The sequence below is a fragment of the Azotosporobacter soli genome (genome assembly GCF_030542965.1).
In the GTDB taxonomy this organism is placed as follows: Bacteria; Bacillota; Negativicutes; order SG130; family SG130; genus Azotosporobacter; species Azotosporobacter soli.
This window is the reverse complement of record NZ_JAUAOA010000005.1, coordinates 67,440-94,071: the sequence shown is the minus strand read 5'-3', so window position 1 is coordinate 94,071 and position 26,632 is coordinate 67,440. Positions and strand designations below refer to the sequence as shown.

Annotated in this window: 27 protein-coding genes and 5 tRNA genes; 6 read left to right on the top strand and 26 right to left on the bottom strand. The window is 46.5% G+C overall.

The genetic code is table 11. The features are described from left to right. Nucleotides 1–4: 4 nt before the first annotated feature. From QTL79_RS06955 to QTL79_RS06920, 8 genes are all read right to left on the bottom strand, one after another. Complete coding sequence (locus QTL79_RS06955) at nucleotides 5–745, bottom strand: 7-carboxy-7-deazaguanine synthase QueE (protein WP_346354231.1); 741 nt, start codon at nucleotides 743–745, stop codon at nucleotides 5–7. Between the two features lie 2 nt (nucleotides 746–747). After that, on the bottom strand, nucleotides 748–1,122 hold the full coding sequence (gene queD, locus QTL79_RS06950; protein WP_346354230.1) for a 6-carboxytetrahydropterin synthase QueD: 375 nt from the start codon (nucleotides 1,120–1,122) through the stop codon (nucleotides 748–750). Nucleotides 1,123–1,189: 67 nt separating this feature from the next. Then, nucleotides 1,190–2,464 (bottom strand): glycosyltransferase family 2 protein, encoded by a 1,275-nt coding sequence (locus QTL79_RS06945; protein ID WP_346354229.1) that lies wholly within the window; start codon nucleotides 2,462–2,464, stop codon nucleotides 1,190–1,192. Between the two features lie 132 nt (nucleotides 2,465–2,596). Then, a complete protein-coding gene (gene pssA, locus QTL79_RS06940; protein WP_346354228.1) occupies nucleotides 2,597–3,262 on the bottom strand; it encodes a CDP-diacylglycerol--serine O-phosphatidyltransferase in 666 nt (221 codons plus the stop codon). After that, on the bottom strand, nucleotides 3,263–3,898 hold the full coding sequence (locus QTL79_RS06935; protein ID WP_346354227.1) for a phosphatidylserine decarboxylase family protein: 636 nt from the start codon (nucleotides 3,896–3,898) through the stop codon (nucleotides 3,263–3,265). A gap of 30 nt (nucleotides 3,899–3,928) precedes the next feature. Then, nucleotides 3,929–4,654: a WecB/TagA/CpsF family glycosyltransferase gene (locus QTL79_RS06930; RefSeq protein WP_346354226.1), complete on the bottom strand. Its 726-nt coding sequence runs from the start codon at nucleotides 4,652–4,654 to the stop codon at nucleotides 3,929–3,931. 249 nt (nucleotides 4,655–4,903) lie between these two features. Further along, the gene (gene guaB / locus QTL79_RS06925; RefSeq protein ID WP_346354225.1) at nucleotides 4,904–6,361 is read right to left on the bottom strand and encodes an IMP dehydrogenase; all 1,458 of its coding nucleotides are present in this window, start codon (nucleotides 6,359–6,361) and stop codon (nucleotides 4,904–4,906) included. Between the two features lie 176 nt (nucleotides 6,362–6,537). Continuing rightward, on the bottom strand, nucleotides 6,538–7,734 hold the full coding sequence (locus QTL79_RS06920) for an acetate/propionate family kinase (protein WP_346354224.1): 1,197 nt from the start codon (nucleotides 7,732–7,734) through the stop codon (nucleotides 6,538–6,540). A 184-nt stretch (nucleotides 7,735–7,918) separates the two neighbouring features. On the opposite strand from QTL79_RS06920, the gene QTL79_RS06915 reads away from it, so the two are divergent. Next, the gene (locus tag QTL79_RS06915) at nucleotides 7,919–9,151 is read left to right on the top strand and encodes a nucleotidyltransferase (RefSeq protein WP_346354223.1); all 1,233 of its coding nucleotides are present in this window, start codon (nucleotides 7,919–7,921) and stop codon (nucleotides 9,149–9,151) included. Between the two features lie 3 nt (nucleotides 9,152–9,154). Here the strand turns inward: QTL79_RS06915 and QTL79_RS06910 are convergent, their stop codons facing one another. From QTL79_RS06910 to rsmD, 3 genes are read right to left on the bottom strand one after another with little or no spacing between them, the layout of a single operon-like run. Further along, nucleotides 9,155–9,607, bottom strand: a complete 453-nt coding sequence (locus QTL79_RS06910) for an ATP synthase subunit B family protein (RefSeq protein ID WP_346354222.1) — start codon at nucleotides 9,605–9,607, stop codon at nucleotides 9,155–9,157. An 18-nt stretch (nucleotides 9,608–9,625) separates the two neighbouring features. After that, nucleotides 9,626–10,129, bottom strand: a complete 504-nt coding sequence (coaD, locus tag QTL79_RS06905; protein WP_346354221.1) for a pantetheine-phosphate adenylyltransferase — start codon at nucleotides 10,127–10,129, stop codon at nucleotides 9,626–9,628. Next, nucleotides 10,119–10,685, bottom strand: a complete 567-nt coding sequence (gene rsmD, locus QTL79_RS06900; RefSeq protein WP_346354220.1) for a 16S rRNA (guanine(966)-N(2))-methyltransferase RsmD — start codon at nucleotides 10,683–10,685, stop codon at nucleotides 10,119–10,121. The genes coaD and rsmD overlap by 11 nt, the downstream gene beginning before the upstream one ends. Nucleotides 10,686–10,768: 83 nt before the next feature. Between rsmD and QTL79_RS06895 the strand changes: the two genes are divergently transcribed. Beyond that, the gene (locus tag QTL79_RS06895) at nucleotides 10,769–12,418 is read left to right on the top strand and encodes a DUF4127 family protein (RefSeq protein ID WP_346354219.1); all 1,650 of its coding nucleotides are present in this window, start codon (nucleotides 10,769–10,771) and stop codon (nucleotides 12,416–12,418) included. Nucleotides 12,419–12,453: 35 nt separating this feature from the next. Here the strand turns inward: QTL79_RS06895 and QTL79_RS06890 are convergent, their stop codons facing one another. Continuing rightward, nucleotides 12,454–13,131, bottom strand: a complete 678-nt coding sequence (locus QTL79_RS06890; protein WP_346354218.1) for a C40 family peptidase — start codon at nucleotides 13,129–13,131, stop codon at nucleotides 12,454–12,456. Nucleotides 13,132–13,297: 166 nt separating this feature from the next. Between QTL79_RS06890 and QTL79_RS06885 the strand changes: the two genes are divergently transcribed. The 4 genes from QTL79_RS06885 to QTL79_RS06870 all read left to right on the top strand — a co-directional run bounded on the left by QTL79_RS06885 (nucleotide 13,298) and on the right by QTL79_RS06870 (nucleotide 13,864). Then, nucleotides 13,298–13,374, top strand: a tRNA-Pro gene (locus QTL79_RS06885). A gap of 15 nt (nucleotides 13,375–13,389) precedes the next feature. Next, a tRNA-Gln gene (locus tag QTL79_RS06880) sits at nucleotides 13,390–13,464 on the top strand. Nucleotides 13,465–13,697: 233 nt separating this feature from the next. Next, nucleotides 13,698–13,774 (top strand) — tRNA-Pro (locus QTL79_RS06875). 15 nt (nucleotides 13,775–13,789) lie between these two features. Next, nucleotides 13,790–13,864, top strand: a tRNA-Gln gene (locus QTL79_RS06870). An 89-nt stretch (nucleotides 13,865–13,953) separates the two neighbouring features. Here QTL79_RS06870 and fusA read toward each other — a convergent pair. The 14 genes from fusA to fni form a co-directional block, all read right to left on the bottom strand. Continuing rightward, nucleotides 13,954–16,017, bottom strand: coding sequence for an elongation factor G (fusA, locus tag QTL79_RS06865; RefSeq protein ID WP_346354311.1), 2,064 nt, complete (start codon nucleotides 16,015–16,017; stop codon nucleotides 13,954–13,956). Between the two features lie 161 nt (nucleotides 16,018–16,178). Continuing rightward, on the bottom strand, nucleotides 16,179–16,685 hold the full coding sequence (locus QTL79_RS06860; protein ID WP_346354217.1) for a cob(I)yrinic acid a,c-diamide adenosyltransferase: 507 nt from the start codon (nucleotides 16,683–16,685) through the stop codon (nucleotides 16,179–16,181). Between the two features lie 21 nt (nucleotides 16,686–16,706). Beyond that, a complete protein-coding gene (gene ndk / locus QTL79_RS06855) occupies nucleotides 16,707–17,123 on the bottom strand; it encodes a nucleoside-diphosphate kinase (RefSeq protein ID WP_346354216.1) in 417 nt (138 codons plus the stop codon). 16 nt (nucleotides 17,124–17,139) lie between these two features. After that, nucleotides 17,140–17,649, bottom strand: a complete 510-nt coding sequence (locus tag QTL79_RS06850; protein WP_346354215.1) for a gamma carbonic anhydrase family protein — start codon at nucleotides 17,647–17,649, stop codon at nucleotides 17,140–17,142. 3 nt (nucleotides 17,650–17,652) lie between these two features. After that, a complete protein-coding gene (locus tag QTL79_RS06845; RefSeq protein WP_346354214.1) occupies nucleotides 17,653–18,423 on the bottom strand; it encodes a fumarylacetoacetate hydrolase family protein in 771 nt (256 codons plus the stop codon). A 190-nt stretch (nucleotides 18,424–18,613) separates the two neighbouring features. After that, a tRNA-Pro gene (locus tag QTL79_RS06840) sits at nucleotides 18,614–18,690 on the bottom strand. Nucleotides 18,691–18,739: 49 nt separating this feature from the next. Further along, on the bottom strand, nucleotides 18,740–19,648 hold the full coding sequence (gene thrB, locus QTL79_RS06835; protein ID WP_346354213.1) for a homoserine kinase: 909 nt from the start codon (nucleotides 19,646–19,648) through the stop codon (nucleotides 18,740–18,742). Between the two features lie 18 nt (nucleotides 19,649–19,666). Then, complete coding sequence (locus QTL79_RS06830; protein ID WP_346354212.1) at nucleotides 19,667–20,959, bottom strand: homoserine dehydrogenase; 1,293 nt, start codon at nucleotides 20,957–20,959, stop codon at nucleotides 19,667–19,669. A 34-nt stretch (nucleotides 20,960–20,993) separates the two neighbouring features. Further along, entirely contained in the window at nucleotides 20,994–21,440 is a 447-nt protein-coding gene (locus QTL79_RS06825; RefSeq protein ID WP_346354211.1) for an ACT domain-containing protein, read from the bottom strand. Nucleotides 21,441–21,569: 129 nt separating this feature from the next. Next, a complete protein-coding gene (gene plsY, locus QTL79_RS06820) occupies nucleotides 21,570–22,190 on the bottom strand; it encodes a glycerol-3-phosphate 1-O-acyltransferase PlsY (RefSeq protein WP_346354210.1) in 621 nt (206 codons plus the stop codon). A 35-nt stretch (nucleotides 22,191–22,225) separates the two neighbouring features. Continuing rightward, nucleotides 22,226–23,551, bottom strand: coding sequence for a ribosome biogenesis GTPase Der (gene der, locus QTL79_RS06815; RefSeq protein ID WP_346354209.1), 1,326 nt, complete (start codon nucleotides 23,549–23,551; stop codon nucleotides 22,226–22,228). A 21-nt stretch (nucleotides 23,552–23,572) separates the two neighbouring features. Continuing rightward, nucleotides 23,573–24,112: a cob(I)yrinic acid a,c-diamide adenosyltransferase gene (locus QTL79_RS06810; RefSeq protein ID WP_346354208.1), complete on the bottom strand. Its 540-nt coding sequence runs from the start codon at nucleotides 24,110–24,112 to the stop codon at nucleotides 23,573–23,575. Nucleotides 24,113–24,118: 6 nt separating this feature from the next. After that, entirely contained in the window at nucleotides 24,119–25,429 is a 1,311-nt protein-coding gene (locus QTL79_RS06805) for a DUF512 domain-containing protein (protein WP_346354207.1), read from the bottom strand. A 117-nt stretch (nucleotides 25,430–25,546) separates the two neighbouring features. Then, nucleotides 25,547–26,632, bottom strand: a complete 1,086-nt coding sequence (gene fni / locus QTL79_RS06800; protein WP_346354206.1) for a type 2 isopentenyl-diphosphate Delta-isomerase — start codon at nucleotides 26,630–26,632, stop codon at nucleotides 25,547–25,549.

Genomic DNA, 26,632 nt, shown 5'->3' with positions numbered 1-26,632 from the left:
CATACTATAATTGGCCGAGGTATTTATGGGTTTGCGGTAGAATTCGTACATCTTGCAATTGTTCCAAAGCCTGAGCTTGAAAGCGCAAGATGGCGTCAGGACTCGGTGCAATGAATTGCGGTACGGTCGGTGTGACTGGCTGCAGATATAATGGAATAGCCGGGTCAACAGAGGCGATACAATGGACTGCTTCTGCGAGTTCATTACGGCTAAGTGCGTTGTCGACCACCAGTTTTACATAGACGTCCTTTTTAGCAGCAACTGACAGAAACGCAGCATGTTGTGTCCATAAATCGATGCCAGTGTGACGAGGGAGTTTGATGTCCATGCTGATGATGTCGATAACGGAAAGCACTTCCTTCAGCTCGTTCACTAAGGTGCCGTTTGTTTCAAGGTAGCGTTTACTGTGGAGACGTTCGCCGACAGCGCGGATGAACGGGGCGTGGCAAAGTGGTTCACCGCCAGTAAAACTGAGCGAATGATGCGGCACTGCCGTCAGCGGCGTTAGGATTTGCAAAAAGTCGTCAACTGTGACCGGGTTCATGACTGGTTTAAAATTTCGCGAACCTGGCATTGTTTCTACCTGCGCAAAGGTTTGCAGCGTTCGTGAATCTGGAGTGTCACAATATGCACAGGCCAGGTTACAACCGGCAAAACGGATAAATATTTGCCGACAACCGGCATATTTTCCTTCGCCTTGTACGGAGGTGAATATTTCAATTAATGAAGCCGTATTGTTTGCCATCGTTACGCCTCGGGGAAATAGGTTACCGCCGAACGCGGCGATTCCCAAACTTTGATCGATTTTAAATGAAGTCCATTGCAGGCAGGCGCAGCCGTCAATTCGTCGTATAAATATTTTGCAATGTTTTCCGCACTGGGATTGATTTCCTGAAATGCCGGCAATTCATTTAAGTAATAATGATCCAGTTGGCCCAAAATTTCCTGAACTGCCGCCTTTAAATCACGAAAATCAATTAACAAACCCAGCTCATTAAGTTTTGTGCCGCAGACAGTTACTTCGACCTGCCAGTTGTGTCCATGCAGACGACTGCACTTTCCAGGATAGTTACGTAGGCAATGTGCGGCTTCAAAGTCAACGATGGTTGTCAGTTCAAACATATGGTACGCTCCTCTTATCGTTAGTCGGAAAATTTTTTAGAAAAAAAGGTGAGTGTAAACTCACCTTTTACTTAATTGCCTGCTTTGTCATTTTACTGAACGGCGCGTTTGGATCGCCCATAATATCCTGGTAACTGATGGCACGCGTATGTTGCGTATGACTCCAGACACGATGATTCCGGTAAATGAAACCGAGAACCGTGATCGGGATCCAGCTGTAAATGAATAACGGGTATAGGATCATGTTGCGCCACGATGTTTTGCTGGCATTGATCTTAGCCAAAATTATCATTGGGAAAACATATTGACCGACGCCAATGATTTGCCATACTTGCCAAGGCAACCAGTCATACAAGATATTGGTATAAAACGGTGCAAAATTATATAGGTAGCTTGAAATAACAAAAGTTGTCGACAAAAGCAACATATAAGGCTGCAATAAGTGAAAAACACCATCAAGGACGCGGAGATCTCGTTGTTTGATGCCTTCGTAGATCATTTTGAAGAGGTAGCGGCCAGCAATGTCAAAGTGTCCTTGAGCCCAACGTTGACGTTGATCCCAAGACTGTTTGAAGGTTAGCGGCTTTTCATCATAAACGATCGCGTCATGAGCCCAAGTAGTAGGGATTCCCTTGACTAAAATCTTCATGCTGAATTCAAGATCCTCGGTAAGACAGGTTGCGCCCCAGCCAAATTCCTCCAAGACGTCCGTCGAAATGCACATGCCGGTACCACCAAGTGCGCTCGATAAACCAAGGTTATATTTAGCCAAATGCCAGATGTGATTCGTGACCCAAAAATTGATGGCAAAAGTGCCAGAAACCCAAGTGTCATCTGGATTTTTAGAATCCAAATAACCTTGGACTACTTTTTCACCTTTGCAGAAACGGCTGTTCATTTCAAGAAGAAAATCGGGATGTACTAGATTGTCTGCATCAAAAATTGCTACGGAATCATATTTGCGCTGTAATTTGAACAGGCGTGCAAACATCCATTCCATTGCAAAACCTTTACCACGCTGTTCCAAGTTAAAGCGTTCATGCACGATAGCTCCAGCGGCGCGCGCGATCTCCGCAGTCTTGTCTTTGCAATTGTCCGCGATGACAAAGATATCGTATAAACTGCGGGGGTAATTCAACATTTGTAAGTTTTCAATCAGATGAGAAATGACCTGTTCTTCGTTATGGGCCGCAACGATAATAGCAAAAGAGTGTTTTGGAGTGAGGTGTTTCTTTTCTTTGCGACGCCAAAAACCAAAAAAGGCAATAACGAAATAGTACAATGTAAAAAACAAAATTAAAACTTGCAATGGGATCATGATTAAGTCAGATATATGATTCATCGATGATACTCCTTTAGCCAAGATGAATACACTTTAGAATACCAGATAATATTCTAAAATTTAAGGCTTGCTTTGTCAAGGCACAAAATGATTTATTAAGAAACTATTCCAGATATAGAACTAAGGCGAAGTTTAGGTGAGTTTCCTAGCCAAGGTATTTAGTAGACCAAAGAGAGCATATGCAGCAAAAGGGGCGAATACATACGCATTGGGCAGTAAATACAAAAGACAACCGCCAGTGAGCAAAGCGACAATTGCCGGCAACACGCGCAGTGGCTCCCCCTCTTTCCCTTTGAAGTCAGGATAGCGGATTGTGCTGACCATTAGATAACCGAATAGAGCAACAAATGCTGGGAATAAATAATTTTCTGGTCTAATCCCCATTAGAATGAACGATGCCACTGCACAACCGGCGGCGGGAATCGGCATGCCCATGAAATATCCTTTTACGACACTCGTGTTGACATTGAAACGTGCCAAGCGGAATGCACCGCAAACCGGGAAAAAGATGGCAACGGCTATGCCGATTAAGTGAAAATCTTTCAGAAGAAAGGAATACGCTAAAAAAGCCGGTGCGACGCCGAAGGAAACGAGATCGCAAAGTGAATCAAGTTCCTTGCCGAAATCACTGCTTACATTCAGATAACGTGCTACTCGGCCGTCAAGTGCATCGCTAAGCGCTGCAATAAAAACCAAGAGAGCTGCCCACTGGTATTCGGCGTGGAATGTTGCAAGCAGTGAACCCATGCCAAATACTAAATTAGCAGCGGTAAAACCATTTGGTATCCAAGATTTCATTTATGCTAGCCTCCCAATTATCGTTTCCCCACCCTTTACGCGATCACCTTTTTTTACTGTGACAATAACATTTTTAGGCACAATCACTTCAGTGCAAGATGCAAATTTTATCAAACCATAACGTTCGCCTCGCTCAAGTATCGATCCGAGTGTGACCCAGGAGACAATACGGCGAGCCAGCAGTCCGGCAATTTGCGTCACTACAATACGAATGTCATCGTTTTCCAAGCCAATCGAATGACGTTCGTTTTCACAGCCAACGGTGGGTTTATAGGCTGGACGAAAGCGACCACAGGTATATTGTTGATATTTGATCTCACCGGCAATCGGACTACGATTTACATGAACATCGAATACGGAAAGAAAGATGGTTACTTTAGTCCCTTCGGCATTCAAAAACTGATCGTCATGAACTTCAGTTACGCTCATGACGCGCCCGTCCGCCGGAGAGACAATCAACCGCGTATCATCAGGTATGCTTCTGTCAGGATTGCGGAAAAAAAAGGCAATAAAAGCGGTCAAGACGACCGGTAAAATACTCCAATATAGACCGAAAGCCCAGTAAACAGCGAAAGACAACAAAGAAAGACTGACAACATAAATGTAGCCTTCTTTGACAATGGGAGCTTTAATCATGGGTTCACCTCAATTTACAAAATGTGGTACTTATTTACTGCGCAGAACATGCAAGACAAATTTAGGCAAGGCCGCCATTCTAAATAAGCGTTCCGGTTGGCAAAGAAGACGAAATAACCATTCGAGGCCTGCACGCTGCATCCAAACAGGTGCACGTTTAACTCGACCGGCCATAACATCAAACGTTCCGCCAACACCGATGCAAAGCGGCGTTGTTAACTCTGAAAAATGGCGTGTCAGCCATTTCTCTTGGCGAGGAACGCCCAGTGCGACAAAGAGAATATCCGGCTTCAATTCTGCAATCCGCCGGATGAGAGGCCCTTCTTCTTGTGAAGTAAAAAAACCATCCTGCGTTCCGACCACATTAATCCCGGGATAACGTGATTCAGCTGCCGCTTTGGCTTGATTGGCTACGTCAGGACCAGCGCCAAGAAAAAAAACTCGATAACCAGAGGCTGCTGCTCTGGCTAGCAATTGTTGCGTTAAGTCATAACCTGCTACGCGTTCTGTTAATGGCATGCCTAAGTATTTCGCGGCCCAAACGACACCGGCGCCATCGGGAACAACCAAAGCGGCATTCCGCATAATCGCAGCAAAATCAGCATCTTTTTGAGCTAGCATAACCATTTCTGCATTCGCAGTCACTACGATGCCCGCAGGTTCCAGTCCACGTATTATGTTTTCTGCTCTTTGTACGGCTTGCTTCATTGAAAGACGGTCGACACCGACGTTTAAGACGTATGATTTATCAGACACGGATCAATAGCTCCTATACTATTTTGTAAATAAACACCGACTCTATTTTATCATATTATACGAAATGGAGCAATTGAAGAAGCCTTTCTTCAATTACAGTTTATTGACACGGGATTCACTATACAGGAAACTCTCTTGAAAATCAAGGCGAAGGGCGTCATAGTCGCGTTACGTTACCTTACGAGAAATCTATTTTTATGTAAAGTTAACGGGCGTAAAAAAGCCCCATCACTATGACGGGGCTTTAAACTATAAGCTGTAATTCGGCGCTTCTTTGGTGATATTGATATCGTGAGGATGGCTTTCTTTAAGGCCAGCGCCGGTTATACGGATAAACTGAGAATTTTCAATCAGATCTTCGATATTGCGCACACCGCAATACCCCATGCCGGCACGCAACCCACCTACCAGTTGGAAAATTGCATCGGCTACAAAGCCTTTATACGGAACGCGTCCTTCGATGCCTTCGGGAACCAATTTGTCCATATTTTCTTGGAAATAGCGGTCTTTGCTGCCTTGTGCCATTGCACTGAGTGAGCCCATGCCGCGATACAATTTGTAACTTCTACCTTGATAAATGATTGTTTCACCGGGGCTTTCTTCTGTTCCGGCGAATAAGTTGCCGAGCATAACACATTGGGCACCAGCGGAAATTGCCTTGACAATATCGCCAGAATACTTAATACCGCCATCAGCAATGATTGGTACGCCATATTCTTTGGCGGCTTGCGAGCAGTTGAAGACTGCGGTGATCTGAGGTACGCCGATGCCAGCGATGATACGCGTCGTGCAGATCGAACCTGGTCCGATGCCTACTTTTACGCCGTCTACTCCAGCTTCAATCAGGTCGCGCGTCGCCTCTGCTGTGGCTACGTTGCCCGCGATGATATCGGTATTCGGGTAGGCCTGTTTGATTTTTTTAACAGCGTCAATTACACCTCGGGAATGACCGTGAGCAGTATCAACGACGATGACGTCGACTTTAGCAGAGACTAATGCATCGACGCGATCCATCATGTCCGCTCCAACGCCAACGGCAGCTGCAACCAGCAAACGTCCGTTACTGTCTTTGGCGGAATTGGGGTATTTCAGCATCTTTTCAATGTCTTTAATGGTGATAAGCCCCATCAGGTTGTTGTCCTTATCGACCAAAGGTAGTTTTTCGATACGGTGCTTGCGCAGCAACTCTTTAGCGGCTTCGATCGAGGTGCCGACCGGAGCTGTAATCAAAGATTCGGTGGTCATGCATTCGCTGGCTTTGCGAGTCAAATTTGTTTCAAAGCGCAGGTCACGGTTGGTCAGGATGCCAACTAATTTTTGATTTTCTGTAATAGGCACGCCTGAAATATGGTATTTCTCCATTAAATTAAAAGCGTCTTGTAACGTGTTATCGGGCGATAATGAAATAGGATCGACAATAATTCCATGTTCAGAACGCTTGACCTTATCAATTTCGTTGGCTTGGCGTTTAATTGACATGTTCTTATGAATAACGCCGATACCGCCTTCACGAGCCATGGCGATTGCCATGCGGGCCTCCGTGACAGTATCCATCCCTGAGCTGACAATCGGGATATTCAAAGTGATATTCTTTGTAAGGCGAGTCCCTACTTCCACCTCGCGCGGCAGAACTTCAGACTTAGCAGGGACGAGTAAGACATCATCAAACGTTAGACCTTCTTCTTTAATGAACTTGTTTTCCAACATGAAAAAAACCCCTTTCATTAGACTCGCTAAACGTGTATTTCAGAACATAATATCACATTGTTGTTGGTGTAGCCAGAATTTTATTGGCTTTTTTGAAATTTTGTCAGTGAAAGATGATTCTGAATTTTTACGACATGAAAAAGAAGCCCCGAGGGCTTCTTTTTCATGTCGTAATCTTATGCGTTGCACAAATCCTTTGTGTCGCGAGCGATTACCAGTTCTTCGTTTGTTGGAATAATAAAGAGTTTTACGCGGGAACCAGGAACGCTAATCTCACGCTCTTGACCACGAACATTGTTGCGTTCTGGATCTAATTTGGTGCCGAGATATTCCAAACCGGCAGTAATGTCGGCACGCATAGAAGTAGAGTTTTCACCAAGACCTGCAGTGAAAACGATTGCGTCTACGCCATTCATAGCTGCAGCATAACTACCGACATACTTGCGAACCTTGTAGGCAAACATATCAAGTGCAAGTTGTGCTCGTTCATTTCCTGCCTCTGCTGCTTTTTCAATATCACGGAAATCGCTTGATACGCCAGAGATGCCAAGTACGCCCGATTTTTTATTAATATATTGATCGATGTCATCTGGAGACATATTCTCTTTTTTCATCAGGTATGGCAAAATTGCAGGATCAATATCACCGCAACGCGTTCCCATCATTAAGCCTTCAAGCGGTGTGAAACCCATGCTGGTATCGACGCACTTACCGTTTTGGACGGCGGCAATGCTCGAACCATTTCCAAGGTGGCAGGTGATGATCTTGACTTCATTTGGTTTTTTGCCGAGCAAGGCTGCAGCACGCTGTGAGACATATTTATGAGACGTTCCATGAAAACCGTAGCGACGAATGCCATGTTTTTCATAGGCTTCATAAGGAAGTCCGTACATGAAAGCATACTTTGGAACTGTTTGGTGAAATGCGGTATCAAAAACCACGGCTTGCGGCGTCTTTGGCATTATGGCGGCGCAGGCATTGATGCCAAGAATGTTCGGCGGATTGTGAAGCGGCGCCATTTCACTGCATGCCTCAATAGCTTTAATGACTTCAGGTGTGATGATGACGGAATCGGAGAACGCTTCTCCACCATGAACGCCGCGATGCCCGACAGCTACTATTTCGTCCATGGACTTGATAACTCCATGTGAAGCATTTGTCAATGCTTCCAAAACCAAGCGGATTGCAACGCTGTGATTCGGGATGTCGGTAGTGATGACATGTTTTTCTTTTTCGGCTGGTTGATGAGTCAGCAAGGCGCCATTTAAACCGATACGCTCCACCAAACCTTTTGCCAGTACATCTTCATTGGTCATGTCGAATAATTGATACTTTAGCGATGAGCTTCCGCAATTCACGACAAGGATTTTCACTCTGCAACTCCTCCTCATAGTAAAAAATTTCGATATGCATATTGCCAGAATTCACTATATAATGAATATTGTATCCTTAACATATGCTACCTCAACAGATTTTCGACAAGGTAATACAAATTCCTTCTTCGAATTTTATGACTATTAATTAAAAGAAAGTTCACTTAACAGGAGCGAGGGAACTATGAATATTGCAGGAATCGTCGTCGAATACAATCCCTTTCATAATGGTCATTATTGGCATGCAAAAGAAACACGACGTCTTTGTAACGCAGATGTGGTAATCGGCGTCATGAGTGGTCAATTTGTTCAGCGCGGCGAGGCTGCTTTTTTTGATAAATGGACCCGAGCGCAAATGGCGGTTTCAAGCGGCGTTGATGTGGTATTCGAATTGCCGACGGCATATGCAATCCGCAGCGCGCAGTTTTTTGCGACAGGCGCAGTACAACTATTAGCCTCACTTGGGGCGGTATCACATTTGTGTTTTGGCGCAGAGACTCCAGAAGTAGAGCTGTTGCGGACTGCGGCTCGTTTAGCAGACAGCTCGGCGGCGATTGCCGCCTTGCACGCAGAAATGAAAAAAGGACATTCATATGCACGTTCGCTCGGAGATGCGCTGCAGTGTGAAGAATCCAATCCGCTCGCTTACCATCCCAACAATATTCTAGGCATTGAATATATTAGAGCCATCGAGCGATTTGCTCCAAGTATACTGCCGCTGGCGATTCAGCGAAAAATGGCTGCTTATCACGAAACATCTCTAAAAGGTCATTATGCCAGCGCCACGGCAATTCGCCTGGCGATCAGGAACAATGCATCAATTGAAAAGGCAATGCCGTCTTCACTACTGTCATTGATTGAGGCGCAGCGAAATTTGGGGAAAGGGCCTGTTTTTCAGGAGACCTTTACTCCCATGTTGCTTTGCTTATTGCGTCAACAATCTTGTGCACAATTGAAGCGATGCCTTTTGGGCTCAGCCGACGGTTTAGAGTATCGGCTTAAACAAGCTGCAACAAGTGCCACAGACTGGAAAAGTCTGGTTGACGGATGCATGACCAAACGTTATACCAGAGGGCGTCTGCAACGTGCCTTGCTTTGGATATTGCTTGGCGTTGAGGCGGAACTATTGACGCAAGCGGATCAATACGGACCGCAATATGCGAGGTTGCTGGCATTCAATGATACAGGACGCGAAGCGCTAAAGTTACTGCAAAAGACAAGTTCGATACCGATTATCGATCGTCCGGCAAATTGGCTTAAAAAAACAGCACAGAAATATGAACCTACTGCATTGCGGGATAAGATGTTGTTGCTTGATGCTAAAGCCAGCGATATTTATGTCTTGGGTATGCCAAAAGAAAAATGGCATATGGGAGGCTGTGATTTTAAACAGTCCCCCATATACCATCGGATGTAATGCTTAATCTTTTTTTGTATGGTGTAAATCGGCGTGTCCCTTTTTTACGACGTCCAATGCATTTTCGAGCTGCTCTTCCAGATGGGAAAAAACATCGTTAGCATAGTTCAGCGCATCGTGTTGCAATGCCACGGCATCTTTTTGCGCTTGACCGAGAATTTCGCCGGCACGTTCTTGTGCTTGCTTGGTGACGATGTTTTCATCGGTCATCTTTGAAATATAAGTTTTGGCTTGTTCCACTACAGTTTGCGCTTCTTTTTGCGCATCATCGAGAATGCGTTGACGGTCAGAAATGATTCGCTTCGCCTCTTGGATTTCCTGGGGCAAATGCTCGCGGATCTCGTCGAGTAACCGGGCGAAGTCATCTTCTTCCAATACTCGTTTATTTGTAAATGGTACACGTGCTCCATCCAAAAACATATTTTCCATCTCGTTTAATAACCGTTCAATTGTCATAACTTTTTATATCCCCCTTTAACATTCTGTCTGTTGATCCAGATAACGCATCCGTTCAAGAATCACGTTTTCTACGCAATCTGGTACCAGGCCTTTGATGTTTCCGCCGAATTTAGCTAGTTCTTTGATCCCGGTCGAGCTAATAAAAGAATACTCATTACTAGTCATCATAAAAACTGTTTCAATCAAAGGATCTACTTTCTTTATCAACAACGCACGTTGAAATTCATACTCAAAATCACTTAGCGCTCGCAGGCCGCGCACGATAATGTAGGTTTCCTGTTGGCGGGCATATTGGTTCAACAAGCCGGAGAAACAGTCAATTCGGATGTTTGGTAAGTGTTGTGTTGCATCGGACAGCAAGCGGACGCGTTCTTCCATCGAAAACAACGGTTTTTTGTTGGGGTTATGAAAAACAGCAACAATTAACTCGTCGAACATTTTGCTGGCTCGTTCAAAAATGTCGATGTGTCCATTGGTAACAGGATCAAAACTTCCCGGACAAATTGCACTACGCTTCATTCGCTTTCCTCCCTGAGAAAAAACTGAGTAATGTTTCGCCATATCGCTCACTGCGTCGCAATAAGAAATGTGACCATGTTGGAGCAGGGACTTCATGCCTCGAATGTTCGATAACGATAATACAGTCGGGTGATAATAACCCGCCAGCATCGAGTTTTGCAAGAACGTTAGACACAAAACCCTGGTTGTAAGGTGGGTCGCAAAAAACCAGATCGAAAAGTTGGCGCTTTACTGTCAACTTTGTTAGCGCAATCAAAACGTCGCTGCTTAGCAACGTACACTGGCCTTCCAAGCGGGTGTGGCGCGCATTATGAGAGATAATCGTATTACTGTCGCGACTCGAATCTATGAATACGGCGCGCGTTGCTCCTCTGCTCAGCGCTTCCAGTCCAAGGGCACCGCTTCCGGCGAAAATATCGAGAACAACGGCATCAACAACTGCGTCGCCTAAGATATTAAACAACGATTCTTTTACGCGGTCGGTGGTCGGACGCGTTTGCATTCCTTTGGGGGCTTGCAATTTGCATCCTTTGGCTTTTCCTGTTATGATTCTCATGACATTCTCCTCTACACTACTATTCTAGCATATTCTTTGTATACAAAACAAAATTTTTCATAAAACAATTAAAGGATGATCTCATGAAAGCGAAGAATTTTTTTGGGTTACTCTTGTTAGGCTGTATTCTTCTTGGCGGATTCTGTTTTGCTCAAAGTTTGGAGCTTGATTCGGCAGCTATAGAAAATCATACTGTTGTACCGCAATATCAGCGTAAAATAATCTTAATTCCGCTTGACAGTCGTCCCCCCTGCGTCCAATTTGTTGCGCAGCTGGCAGAAATCGGCGGCTTTACGCTAATAATTCCGCCGGAAGAATTGCTGGCGCAAAGCAAAACGCGGGCCGACAAAGAGGGATTGCGTTTATGGCTAAGGCAAAACGCAGCCCAAGCGGATTCGGCGATTATCGCAATTGATTCGCTTATTCATGGTGGTCTTGTCCCTTCTAGGCAAGGACTTGGCCAGCCGTCTGAAGTTCGGGCTGTTCTGGAATTGCTGCAAGAGATAAAGAAGGCGCAGCCTCAACTCAAAATATATGCGTTCAACATCATACCACGCCTTCTGATTGCGGATAATGCGGCAACGATTGCTTTTCAAGCTGACATGATGCAATATTCCGTCTTGAGTGAGCAGGCAAAGCTGTTTGATAACGAAGATGATTTGCTGCGCAAAGAAAAATTGGCGGAGAAAATACCAGAAGTGCTGATTCACAAATATATGCGTTTATATGAAGAAAATCAGGCGAATAATCTAATGTTGCTTGATTTGGCAAAAAGCGGTGTGCTGGATGGTTTGATAATCGGTCAGGATGATGGATTTCCGTTCGGAATTGCGAACGAAAAGAAGCAGGAATTTTTACAAAGGAGATTGCGTGCCCCGGAGCTGGCTGACAAGGTGATTGTGACACGTGGTACGGATGAGGTGGCGCTCACTTTGCTTGGGTTTCTCTGCAGTCGTGAATTTGACTATCGGCCCAAAGTCTATGTCATATATTCGGACGAAATGGTTAAACATATGACGATGCCTTTCATGCCGCATTCTATTCAGACGACCGTCGAAGAGAAACTGCGGATCAGCGGTGCTGTTTCTGTGACGGAAAAAGAGCAGGCTGACTATATGTTATTTGTTCATGCAGGGTCGCCGCTCTTTTTAAAATATGAGCAAGCCGCAGAAAAATTAACGATTCTTTTGACAGAAGGAAAACCGATTGCTTTGGTTGATTTAAGCGAAACTTTTAAAAATAAAGAAACATTGCTTCCTTATCTGCTGGCTCGTAAAGCTCCATTGACTCGATTGATCGCATATGCTGGTTGGAACACGACAAGCAACTCAATCGGCACCGCCGTCACGCAAGCCACCCTGCATCAGTTTCGCAAACGACTTCAACCGGAAAATGTTCGACTCGATCAACAAAATCAAGAATTTATCTTGGCGCGAATGATCGATGACACCTATTATCAAAAAAAGGAACATCCTCTGCTGAACAAAAAGCTACGGGAAAAACAATTGGATCCCAATAATTTATCGGAAAAAGAAGCGACGGAAATCAGCCGCTGGCTAGAAAAATGTTTGCGGCGTCAAAAAAAAGAGCTGATACGGAATTGGCGCAGCTATCCCCTAGAAGATCGAGCTGGGAAAGTTCTGCGTTTGGAAGATGTACTGCTCCAAGTTGACATGCCATGGCGTCGCAGCTTCGAAGTGAAACTTGATCTAATTGGAAATTGGGAGAAATAAAAATGAGGCTGTCTCAAATTGAGGCAGCCTCATTTTTATAAGAATCGTTTTGCGCCCAGATAGCGACTTTGATAATAAGGCTTCGAGAGTGGCGTGATTGTCACTTCGCCAGCGCCCGAACTGGCGTGGATAAACTGACCGTTGCCAATGAAAATTCCGACATGTGACGGACCCGGTTCGTAGGTGCTGAAGAAAACTAGATCGCCAGGTTGTGGGTCGCTGACGCTGATGCCGGAATAATATTGCGCATCGGCGACGCGTGGCATGGCGATATTGAAACGACTAAAGACATGATAGATGAAACCAGAACAATCAAAGCCGCCGGGCGATGTTCCGCCCCATGCATAGGGCGTTCCATAAAATTGCTGGGCATAACTGACCAGTTCGGCGGCGCGGCGCGACGGGAAGGCGCCGCGGCTCGCGGCACCGCGATTTTTATATTCGCGCAACATTTGCTTTGTTTGTTCGCCGACAATTCCATCAGCATCCAAGCCACAGGCGCTTTGAAAGGAGATTACAGCGCGCTTCGTGTCCTGGCCGAAGACGTTGTCTACGCTTCCTGCATAAAAGCCAAGATCAACCAGTTTGCTCTGCAGCCAAGAAACTTCGTCACCAGTCATCCCCAGTTTTAAAGGCGCTGCCTGACCAGAGGCGGGCAAAAAAAATAGACTTGCTAGGATTCCGATAAAAAATACTCGTCTTGCATTACTCAATAGCTGTGATCTCCCTTGTGCGCATTCTATATTGCAGTGTGGTATAACATGCGATTTTACTACAGTTGATAGAGTTCGTTAAAAAGTTGAAAAATCCTTTTTATTTTTCGAAAAAATGATGTTGACAATAATCGGAGTTGCTGGTTATAATATAAAGGTGATGCAGCGGGGCGTAGCGCAGTTTGGTAGCGCGCTTGGTTCGGGACTAAGAGGCCGCAGGTTCGAATCCTGTCGCCCCGACCATCTTTCTAATTTCATAGGGGTGTCGCCAAGCGGTAAGGCACGGGACTTTGACTCCCGCATTCGTTGGTTCGAATCCAGCCACCCCTGCCATTCCGTTTATGAAACGCAACATTTGATGTTGCGTTTTTTGTTTGTTGCATGTTGTCTTTCTAGAAAAACATAGGGTGCTTCTCCTGCGGAATGTGGCTGCAGGTATCGCAGCTAGGCTTGTTTTTCTCTTGATAAGCACATTTGGAATCCGTCTCTTTCCTTTTTTACTTTTTCCTTCTCTCAACAGGTTGACAATAATCGGAGTTTTTTGTTATAATACAAAAGTGATGCAGCGGGGCGTAGCGCAGTTTGGTAGCGCGCTTGGTTCGGGACTAAGAGGCCGCAGGTTCGAATCCTGTCGCCCCGACCATCTTTCTAATTTCATAGGGGTGTCGCCAAGCGGTAAGGCACGGGACTTTGACTCCCGCATTCGTTGGTTCGAATCCAGCCACCCCTGCCATTCCGTTTTCCAAAGAGCAATCTTATGATGCTCTTTTTTTTATGCAAAAAGGCCGAAGTTTTTACACTTCGGCCTTTTTGCATAAAACGTTATGCCTCTTCTACCTTTTCTTTCTTTGTCGTAGCGATAAGGTTCTCTGCCATGCGTTGCGGCATTTCTTCATAATGGGAAAAGGTAAGTTCGTAGCAGCCTCGTCCCTGCGTAATGGAACGCAGGTCAATCGCATAGCGTAACATTTCAGACATCGGAACTTGCGCGCGAATCAGGCCAATTCCCTTCCCGTTAGGTTCCATGCCCTGGATGCGCCCTCGTTTGCTGTTCAAATCGGCAATCACGTCGCCCATACAACTATCAGGTACATGGACTTCGACGGCACAAACCGGCTCCAGTAAGACGGGCTTAGCTTGCAATACTCCTTTGCGAATTGCCATCGTGCTGGCAATCTTGAAGGCCATTTCCGAAGAATCCACCGTATGATAGGAACCATCGAGCAAAGTGACTTTAATGTCGACCATCGGATAGCCGGCCAAAATCCCAGTGGACATGGCCTCCTTTACACCTTTTTCAACGGCCGGAATGTATTGACGAGGTACGGCTCCACCAAAGATGGAATCGACAAATTCAAAGTGGCTACCTGCTGGCAAGGGTTCAATTTGAAGCCAGACGTGGCCAAACTGCCCATGACCGCCGGTCTGTTTTTTGTGCTTTCCTTCAATTTTTACTGAACTGCGAATCGTTTCACGATATGGAACTTTCGGCGAGGAAAGTATGACATCGACGCCGAATTTACGTTTTATTTTTTCCGTCATGATTTCAAGATGAAGCTCTCCCAGGCCGCTGATCAATAATTGGTTTGTTTCCGTATTCTTAGCCAGATGGAAAGTTGGGTCTTCATCGATGATACGGGCCAATGCAGTACCGATTTTGTCTTCATCGCCTTTATTCTTCGCTTCCACACATAATGTAAACATGGATTTAGGATAGTCGATCGGATCATAGACAATCGGATGGTCTTTGAGGGCCAAAGTATCACCGGTCGTAGTATCTTGGAGCTTAGCGACCACGGTGATGTCGCCGGCATGGACGAGAGGCAGCGTATCTTGATGTTTGCCGCGCAAGGTAAAGAGCGTAGAAATACGTTCGCTCTTTTCTTTGGAAACATTATATAACGTAGAGTCTGGCTTTAGGCTACCGGAGAAGACTTTGATAAAACTTAGGCGGCCGACGAAAGGATCGGCGGTTGTTTTGAAAATGAGAGCGGAGAATGGTTGCTCAATAGTCCGCTCTTCTGGATCTTGTGAAATAGGATGTGTTCCAATCGCCGACAAGGTACTTGCCGGCGGCGCATAGGAAACGATAAAATCCAACAATTGGCGTATACCGATGTTTTTGTAAGCAGAGCCGCACAGTAGCGGATAGAGTTTTCGATTGATAATTCCTTTGATCAGTGCAGAATGAATTTCATCCGTGGTCAGTTCTTGACCGTCAAGATATTTGTTTAATAAGACATCATCCGTTTCGGCGATTGTTTCCAGCAGCGTTTGCCGCCACTCTTCCACCTGTTGTACGTACTCTGCAGGAATGGCAATCTCATTTTGTCCGGCATAAGCTGTCTGTGTCAAAAGATCAATAATGCCACTGAATGATTCTTCGCTGCCGATTGGCAAACATAGAGGCAATATTCCTTTGCCGAAACGAGATTGCAATGCACTTACCGTATTAAAAAAATCGGCATTTTCGCGATCCATTTTATTAATGAATAAAATTCGCGGCAGTCCGAGTTCAGAAGAATATGTCCAGACTTTTTCGCTGTCCACTTCGATTCCGGATGCTGCGCAAATTACGACCAACGCTGCTTCCACGGCGCGGAGCGCTCCTTTGATTTCGCCGCTAAAATCAGAATAACCTGGCGTGTCAAGAAAATTGATCTTGTTCTCCTGCCATTCGCAAGGAGCAAGTCCGGTAGAAATCGTGATTTTTCGTTTAATTTCTTCTGGCTCAAAATCCGTTGTCGAGGTTCCGTCATCAACACGTCCCAGGCGGTTAACAGCTCCTGCTGAAAAAAGCAAGGCTTCCGTCAGACTGGTTTTTCCAGCACCGCCATGGGACACCACGGCAAGGTTTCTGATACGATCACTCCTGTACTCTTTCATCATCAAACCCCCCTATTCTTATGTTAAATCTACCCGACTAGACACTGTTGTTCGAATTCTCTGTTAAATGATGATATTCCTTCTTTTGCTAAGCGTTGAATAAATAAAAAACAGCCAGCGAATTATTGTTGAGCTTCGCTGACTGTTTTTTATGTCTTCATTTATGTATTAGGGATAGCCGTCAGACGGCCAAGAACAAAACAATAGTCGGAGATTCGGTTTACCATTTTCAACAGTGGCTCCCCTACTGGCTCTGTGCTTGACAGGCGTAGGATTTCTCTTTCTGCACGACGCGCGACCGTGCGTGCAATGTTAAGCGCTGCTGCTGCTGGGTTGTCGCCGGGGATGATAAATTCGCGCAACGGTGGAAGTTGCGCTTCCACGACATCAATTGTTGTCTCAAGAGTGGTGACATGGATATCTTGGATATATTTTTCTACACTGTCGCTGCTGGCCAGTTCGGCCATCAGCGACATTAACTGTTTCTGTAAGGCCAAGATTGCATCGCGAACTTCTTCCTGTTGCGCCAAACTGCGGGCAAGTCCTAGTGAAGAGGTCAGTTCGTCGATTGTGCCGTAAGCTTCGACACGTTGACTGTTCTTTTCAATTCGCTCACCGGTATATAAACTGGTGAATCCTTTATCGCCTGTTTTGGTATAAACTTTCACAAAAAATCCTCCTCTGCTTCTTTAGTGGCAAATTTCTTCTGGCTTGAAAAATAGCGCAATTTCGCGTTTAGCGCTATCGAGCGAGTCTGAGCCGTGGATGACATTGTATCGGACGCTTGTCGCATAATCGCTGCGGATTGTGCCAGGTGCAGCTTTAGCGGGATCTGTTGCACCCATGATACTACGCATTAGTTGGACGACGTTATCACCCTCGACGACTAAGGCGGCAAGCGGGCCTGAAGTAATGAAGGCGACCAATTCAGTAAAAAAGTCCTTTTCACGATGTTCTGAATAATGCTTTAGCGCGACTTCGTGTGGCAAGAGCATCATTTTTAGCGCTACAATCCGAAACCCTTTACGTTCAATGCGTCCGATCAGTTGGCCGCATAACCCGCGCTCTATGGCATCCGGTTTTAACAACACCAGCGTTTGTTCCATCGAAGAATCCTCCTTATTAACGATAGTTGGCAGCTTCTTCACAATATGACACGGCTGACTCGCGAATCAGTGCGTGCTCTGCATCGCTAAGCAAGCGGATGACTTTTCCTGGCGAACCGATAACCAAAGAGTTGTCAGGGATAATTTTATGTTCCGGAATCAGTGATCCAGCGGCAATGATACAATTATTGCCAATTTGGCAGTAATTTAATAGGATGGCCCCCATGCCGATCAAACAGTTGTCGCCGATGCTACAGGCATGGATAATTGCACCATGCCCGACGGTAACGTCTGCCCCGATTAGGGCCGCGCCATCAGGCATAACATGAATTGTACAGTTATCTTGGATATTGGTGCGGCTACCGATTACAATTTCGTTCACATCGGCGCGAATGACGCTATTAAACCAGATATTAGCCTGTTTGGCGATAGTAGCTTTACCGATGATCCATGCGCCAGGGGCGACAAAGACATCCGCTTCCAGTTTAGGAAAATGTCCTTTATAGGCTAAGAGTCTTGAGTGCACTGTTCACCCCTCCTGCTGCGCTACGATATTTTTCAAACAACCTATCCCGTCGATGCAGACTTCAACGCAATCGCCGATCTGCATCGCTCCGACGCCTGCTGGTGTACCGGTTAAAATTAGATCGCCCGCTTCTAGTGTCATGATCTGAGAAATATAAGACACGAGTTGCTGCGGCGAAAAAATCAGATTTTTCGTATTGCTCTGCTGACGCATCGTTTGATTCAAGAGCAGAGAAATTGTCAGCTGACTTGTGTCAATTTCGGTTTCGATCCAGGGACCGAGGGGCAAAAACGTATCGAACGACTTGCCGCGTGTCCACTGTCCGTCTTTGAATTGGAGATCGCGGGCCGTCACGTCATTGGCGCATGTATAGCCCAGTATGGCGGCAGATGCCTGCTCCAGCGTGGCGTGCTTTGCTCTTTGGCCGATGACGATTGCCAGTTCTGCTTCATAATGCAGATTGTTCGTCTGGCGTGGTGAGATGATTGCGTCACCAGGACCGATCAGCGACGACGGCGGTTTCAAAAAAAGTAAAGGCTCTTTCGGTAGTGGTAATTTCATTTCTACTGCATGATCATGGTAATTGAGCCCGACGCAAACGATCTTACTTGGCTGACACGGAGCCAGTAGAGTGACGTCATCAATGTTCAGATATGCATCGCTCCATTGCAACGGTTTGGTGTAGGGGCTCGTAAGGAGTGGAAATACGTGTGCTTCATTCAAAAATCCCCACGCTTTTGACCCGGATAAATCAGCATAGTAAATGATTTTCATATGAACCCCCTTTATTGCTTGCAATAAAAAAGTAAATGCATAATAAGCTTCTTCGCGCTGACGAGAGCTATTTCCTGTTATAGTTTCGTAAATTAATTTATGATTTATCCAGAGATATTTGATTTGTAGTGACAGTATAAAAAAACTCACAGGCCTAAACCTGTGAGTTTAAATATTTATTAAGTTAAACTGGTCGGAGCGACACGACTTGAACGTGCGGCCTCTACCACCCCAAGGTAGCGCTCTACCAAGCTGAGCTACGCCCCGACTGACATTTATAATTTTACACAAAAACGCTCATTCTGTCAACAAGATTCTAGATAACCTGCGCACCACGAGCGTCAATTTCAAGAATATGAGCTTGGGCGGCAATTCCAGCCTTTGAAAATGCAGTTACCATAGCATCGGCAATTGCTGCGTCGAATCGGTCACAAAAGGCAAGCAATGTTGGACCGGCACCGCTGATAACGGCGCCTAAGGCACCGGCAGAAATTGCAGCGGCAAAAACCGCCTCCATAGCTGGAATTAGTTGACTACGATAGGGTTGATGCAAACGATCCTGTAATGCGAGCGGCAGATATTGATATTGTCCGCTACATAACGCTGCAGCAAGGAGTGAGCTGTGCGAAACATTGAATAGGGCGTCTTTCATCGAGACTTCGCTAGGCATTACCGCACGTGCTTTACGAGTCGACAGTTCGAACGCCGGTACAGCGACTGCGAGGAACAACGGCTTGGCAGGGAGAAAATGAAGGGCGCTGATTGTGCCGTCCTCCTCTAGCGTGCTTACTGTAATGCCGCCGAATAATGCCGGGGCAACATTGTCAGGATGACCTTCCATTCTTGTGGCAAGCTCCAGCAGTTTTTGATTGCTTAGCGGGCTGTTCAAACTGGCATTTGCAGCGACTAAACCGCCGACGATCGCAGCGGCGCTGCTGCCTAGGCCGCGCGCAAGCGGAATTGCGTTACGTAAGGTCAGTCGGAATCCAGGCAAGGTTTTACCGACCGTGTCATACACCATTTTCACTGCCTGAAAGACGATGTTGCTTTCATCGGTTGTCAGATCGGCTGCCCCTTCGCCTTGATTAACGATTGCGAGCTCGCCAGTCGCAGAAAGCGTTAAGTCTAACTCATTGTAAATGGTACATGCAATTCCTAACGTATCGAAGCCAGGACCACAGTTTGCAGTTGTTCCCGGAACACGTACAGAAAAAGTGTTTGCCATAATAGCAATCTCCCAGTGTTATTGTCCTACTACGCGGATTACGCCACGGATTTGGCTGACGACAGACATACCGCCGATGGTGCTCATGGCCAGACGGATATTGGCATCGCTGACTTTATAAGTAAGCAAGACAAGTTCTGAACAGGCATCCACTTTTCGTTTTTGAATGACCGAATGCAGACTGACTTGCTGTGCGCCGAACGCACCAGCGATTGCTGCCAACACGCCAGGTTTATCCTCGACTAAGAGGCGGATATAGTACGGCGATTCAGTTTGTTCTGGCGTCAGAAAATTCTTCTGATTGAAGCAAGTGCATAAAATTCGTCCGCTACAGCCGTGATAGATGTCGCGCGCCGCATCTATGATATCAGCAACGACGGCGCTTGCAGTCGGCATTTCGCCAGCGCCGCGTCCGTAAAACATTGTTTCGCCGACTGCGTCGCCGCGAACATAAATTGCGTTATAGACATCATTTACAGAGGCCAGCGGATGGCTGACTGGAATGAATGAGGGATGCACACGGACGTCGATGCCTTCTGGCGTGTCTTTAGCAATGGCCAGTAGCTTGATGACAAAGCCAAGTTCTTTGGCATAGGCAATATCTTCTGGCGTAATGGAGGTAATGCCTTCAGTATGCACATCGTCGATAGAAACGCGTGTGCCAAAGGCGATGGATGCTAAAATAGCCGCTTTGCGCGCTGCATCAAGACCACCGACGTCCGCTGTCGGGTCTGATTCAGCATAGCCTTTGGCTTGCGCTTCCGCCAGGACGGAAGCAAAATCAACGCCTTCCTGGGTCATTTTGGTCAGCATATAGTTGGTCGTGCCGTTCACGATCCCCATCACTTCGCTGATTTCATTGGCAGCCAGGCACTGTTTTAACGGCCGGATGATTGGAATACCGCCGCCGACGCTTGCTTCAAAGAGAAAATCCACTTGATTTTCTTCCGCAGCAGCATACAGTTCCTTGCCGTATTTTGCGACGGCATCTTTATTGGCTGTGATAACATGTTTGCCGGATTTCATGGCGCGCAACATGTAGTCCTTTGCCGGATCTTCTCCACCCATCAATTCGACGACAATGTCGATGTCTGCATCATTGAGAATGTCTTCAAATGATGCAGTCAGTTTTGTCGTCGCGGCGAGAGCGCGGTGCTTTTCAAGATTACGCACTAAAATCGTTTTAACGTTAATCGGCAGTCCGGTCTTTCTTGCAATAGAAGGTCCATTAGCAGTAAGGAGTTTGACAACGCCCGTACCAACGGTTCCCATTCCCAGCAGTCCTACGTTTATTATCGTCTTTTCCGTCATATAGCGCCATCCTCCTTCTATAGTCGTTCCAGGTCTAAGCCTGTCCCAATACTTCCAGGCGTTTGACGCCTTCGACCATCCGCAATTTATCCAGCAATGCTTCCAAGTCAATGACGAGTTCAGCCGTTTCCAGCGAAACCGTGGCGTTGGCAACGCCTTGCAGAGGGATTCCTTGGTTAATCGTCAGAACACTGCCGTGATCGGCGGCAATCGTGTTTAAGACACGCGACAGGACGCCTTGCTTGTGTTCTAGTAATAAAGCCAAGGTTACAATTTTTTCTTTACTTGCTTCATAAAAAGGAAACACATAATCTTTGTACTTATAATAGGCACTACGGCTCAATTCCATTTTTTCGACAGCCTCATTGATAGTACGAGCTTCGCCGCGTTTCAGCATGTCCTTGACCTTAATGGTTTTTTTGATTGCCTCGGGCAAAATTTCTTCTCGGACCAAATAAAAAACTGATTTTTGACTTACCACAATCTCGCCTCCCAGTATTGCACATATGGATAATTATCTGTTCATAGAAGACATTATATCACTAATTTTGAAAAAGACAAGGGCTAGAACGAAAAATGACAAGGACTCACGTTGTGAGTCCTTGCGGGTTTAACGCCTGTCTGACGGAGCGCTTGCATGGCCCATTTTTATTTTCAGCTCAGTGCCGCTTAACAAGCGTTTGATGTTGGCGGTGTGCCGTACAATAACAAACGTTGCCGCAATATAACCGAAATAGAGGTACTCTACCTTTTCGTTCATGAGCCAGACCAGAAGAGGTACTAGCGCGGCTCCGATAATTGAAGCCAGTGAGACATAGCGCGTAAAATAGACGATCAGGCACCAAGCCAGAAAGACCACAATGGTGATTTTAGGAATGACAACCGTGATGATGCCAAGGCCTGTAGCGACGCCACGTCCGCCTTTAAAATGCAAGAAAATCGACCAGTTGTGACCGACAATGGCGGCTATTCCTACTGATAATAAAATCAATGGCGATGTAGTCACCTGCATCGCGCCATAAACAGCGAAAATGCCTTTGCCGGTGTCAGTGAGAAAGACGAGTAACGCAGGTTTATAGCCCAACGTTCGAAATGCATTAGTGGCGCCGATATTTTTGCTGCCATGCTCGCGCAAATCAATGCCGTAAAGATGCCGGCCAATCAGCAATCCATTAGGAATCGCGCCTAAAAGGTAACCGAAAAGCAATAAAATGAGCCACGTGGAATCCATCTAGTATACCTCTCTTCTATCTCTGTACTAGCGGTTTATTCAGTTTCTTCTTTGCGACCACGAACGACCAGCTTCAATGGCGTACCTTCAAAGCCGAAGCTCTCACGCAATTTATTCTCCAGAAAGCGCAAATAGGAAAAATGCATGATTTCCGGTTCGTTAACAAAGAAGACAAATGTTGGTGGTTTTACATTCGCTTGAGTCGAGAAATAAATCTTTAAACGGCGACCGCGATGCGACGGAGGCGGATTGATGGCAACCGCATCTTCAATAACCTGATTCAAGACGCTAGTCGAGACTCGCATCGCGTTCTGGTCGGCGACAAATTTGATGAGTTCGGTGACGCGGTGCACACGCTGCTTTGTTAGTGCCGACAGGAACATGATCGGCGCATATTGCATGAAAATCAGTTCGCTGCGAATTTCTTCCGTAAAGCGCAGTGATGTCTTGGTATCTTTCTCGACCAGATCCCATTTGTTGACAATAATGACAATGCCTTTGCCTGCTTCGTGCGCGTAACCAGCAATCTTCTTATCCTGTTCGGTAACGCCATCAAGGGCATCGATGACCATCAATACGACGTCACTGCGGTCGACGGCACGCAGCGAGCGAATGACGCTGTAACGTTCAACCGGCAAGTCTATCTTTGCTTTGCGACGCATACCAGCCGTATCAATCAGCACATAGGATGTGCCTTCTTTTTGGAAGTGAGTGTCGATGGCGTCGCGTGTCGTACCGGGAATATCGCTGACGATGACGCGATCCTCACCAAGTACAGCGTTAACAAGTGATGATTTGCCGACATTCGGGCGACCGATGACTGCGACACGGATTTGATCGTCGTCGCGTTCTTCGTCCTGATTGGTCGGCAATATTTTTATGATTTCATCGAGTAAATCGCCGATGTTGAGTGCATTAGCGCTAGAAATCGGCATCGGATCCCCTAGGCCGAGACCATAAAACTCATAGACATCGGTCATATCCTTAGGGCTATCGGCTTTGTTAACTGCAAGCAGGACAGGTTTGCGCGTGCCGCGTAAGATGGTTGCGATTTCTTCATCAGCGGTAGTCATGCCGGCTTTCGCATCAACCATAAAAAGAATAGCATCGGCTTCTTCTATGGCCAACTGTGCCTGATAGCGCATTGCAGTCAGGATTTTGTCCGAGCTTTCTAATTCGATGCCGCCAGTATCGATCATTGTGAACTTTTGATCAAGCCATTCGGCGTCCATATAAATCCGGTCGCGGGTTACGCCGGGCATATCTTCGACGATAGAAACCCGTTGACTGCCAAGATAATTAAAAAGAGTCGATTTTCCCACGTTGGGTCGACCAACAATGGCCAAGATTGGTTTACTCATTTTTATTCACACCTAACTGTTTTAAAATTCGCTGCCGCAGCGTGCGGCAGTCTGATGCAGGGCATACGGATGCTTGATTTCGCGCATTTCGGTTACCAAATGCGCTATGGCGCATATTTCTTCCGGCGCATAACGGCCGGTAAGGATCAATTCAGGCTTAGGTTGTGCGGTTGAACAAAAATCCTTTAAAAAGGCGACTACGCTATTGGTATCCAAAAGCTTGCATGCCATTGCGACGTTAATTTCATCTAAAATGACAATATCAAATTTACCGGACAGAATAATCTCCTTAGCCTGATGCCAGCCATTTTGTGCCAGCTTAATGTCAATTTGTTCCGGCGCGGCGAGGTTGACAAAGTCATTGCGTCCTACCTGCAGCAAGGTGAAGTTGGGTAAAAGTCCCTTCAGTTTTGCTTCGCCGTAATCGTCGCTCTCTTTCATAAATTGGATCATGCAGACGCGAAAACCGTGTCCGCATGCGCGTAGCGCAAGACCGAGAGCCGCAGTTGTCTTCCCTTTTCCGTCGCCTGTATAAACCTGAAGCAGTCCTAATTCCGTCACTTTTCATTACCTCCAGGCAGTCAACAAAGTATGAAGCTCTTGTGCCGAATAGGCTGGGTAGACTTTGCTGTTTAGCTTGCTTGACAGTTCCTCCAGCGTCATGCCGTCCAAAAAGACGCTTTCTCCTTTGCGCAACGAAACGCCAGGAATGATAATACCGTCGCGATTTTCGCAAGGCGGTAATGAATCCAGTATATCACTACCAGTCAACAATCCGCTAACAGTAATTTTCGGACCAAAGAAACGGTTAGCGACCGGCTGCAGTCGAAGCAGCAGGTTTGGCACGCTGAGGTCGTCCAGTAACGGAGTGAGAACCTTCGCTGCTGACATGCCGCAGACGACGTCGATTACGCGCTGCGTAGCATAAGGTGCAGGTTGCTTTTGTCTTAGCGTTTCCTGCCAGTCATCGAGAAAGGAGCGAACCAGGCCGACGCCGTTTTCCAACTGCGGAAAGCCGTCGTAATGTGCGGCTGGAGGTAAATCAATGCCGGCCATCAGATAAAATTCATCCGCCAAATGGATAAAGGAATCGCCGCTTTGCTCGCGACACTTGCTTCGCCATGCTTCAACCTGCTGGATGACGTGTTTGGCCGATTCGGCGTTGAAGGTTTCCAGTTCAGGGCAGTCGTCGCGATATTGCGTCAAGCCTACCGGTACGATGGCGACAGAGAGGACGGACGGTTTGAGCTTATACAGATCGCCAAGCGTCTGCTCAAGGACGTCGCCGTCATTCAAACCCGGGCAGAGGACGATTTGCGTATGCAGTTCGATTCCTGCATCAATCAATTCTTTGAGCTGATCCGGAAGTCGGGAGGCATTCTTGTTGTTAAGCAGGCTGGAACGTACTTCAGGATCGGTCGCATGAACCGATATGTAAAGCGGTGTTAAATGGAACGACTGGATCCGCTGCATGTCTTTCGGCGTCAAATTCGTTAAGGTTACAAAATTACCATACAGAAAAGACAAACGATAATCGTCATCTTTCACATATAAACTTTCTCGCATTCCTTTCGGCATTTGATCGACAAAGCAAAAAACGCAACGATTTGCGCAACGGCGAACCGAATCAAAGACTGCGCTTTCAAATTCGACGCCTAAGTCTTCGTGATATTCTTTTTCAAGTTCGATAATTTCTTGATCGCCATTCGATTTTTCAATGAGCAGTTCGAGATATTCATCAGCCAAGGCAAAGCTGAGATCAATAATATCAGAAACGTTTTGATCATTTACTTTTAAAAGGCGATCACCAGCCGCCAGCCCAATCTCTTCTCCCAAACTATCAGGATGGACCTTGGAAATAATGCCCTGGGGACTCATAGGGGAACACCTCACTTCTTTCAAATTTTGACGTTTTACCAAACAAACAGATAGAGAGTGATGAAGAACACCACTCTCTATACCGCCATCATATCTATTATGAGAAAAGTTATGCCTTTAGTCAATAGCAAGCGTAGTGCGATTGGCATAACCGTGCAGTGAAAAGCCCCGTTGCTTGAGCCATTCGGCGCAAAAACCGCTGATGATCAACGGTTTTTGCGTTAGGCCCTGCGGTTTGCTCGCGCCGGTCAACAGCATAATTGTCTTCATATCATGGAGAAAGCGTTGGAATGTTTGATATGTTTCTTGAATGCTTTCTTGCAGTATTTGTTGCAAAAAAGGCGTCGCAAGTGCGACGGAGGCAGCGCCGAGCGATAAAGCCTTGACCGCATCAAGCGGTGTGCGCACGCCGCCGGAAACGATGACGGGAAGTTTGTCAGAGACGGTTTGTAATGTTTCTACGGCGCTGATTACGGTAGGGATTCCCCAGCGTAAAAAATCTTCGTGTGGTTGAGGATATTGGCGGCTTGATTCAATGGCCGCAAAATTGGTGCCGCCAGCGCCTCCGATGTCAATTGCCCGAATTCCGGTGGAAAGCAATTCTCTGACTTGTTCGCGCGCCATTCCGAAACCGACTTCTTTTACGATGACCGGAACTGCCAATGCAGCGGCGATTTCAGCAATGTTATTCAGGTAACGACTGAAATCGCGATCTCCTTCCGGCATCAGCAGTTCTTGGGCCGGATTCAAATGAATTTGCAGCGCCTGTGCTTCAAGCATTTTGACTGCAAGCTCGGCCTGTTTCACATTGGCATGCGCACCAAGGTTGGCAAAGATGATTCCGTCTGGATTTTTTTTGCGGACAATTCGATAGGATTCAATAAAATGGCTGTCTTCGAGTGCCGCATACTGCGAGCCTACTGCCATCGGCATTTTGGTTTTTGCTGCAAAAGTCGCCAGCAGTCCATTGACGGAGAGAACGTCTTCTGCGCCGCCGGTAATGGCGTTTAAAAGAAGTGGTTGCGGCAAAGTCCAATCGAGCAGTTTTGTTTCAAGTGTAATCTCCTGCCAATCTATGGAGGGCAGACAGTTGTGAATTAAATGAATATCAGAAAAACCGGCGGATATCGGACCATCAGGCAGTTCCAACGCATGATGCAGGTGGTCTAACTTGCGCGACTGGCGTGAAGGTTGTTCACCCAT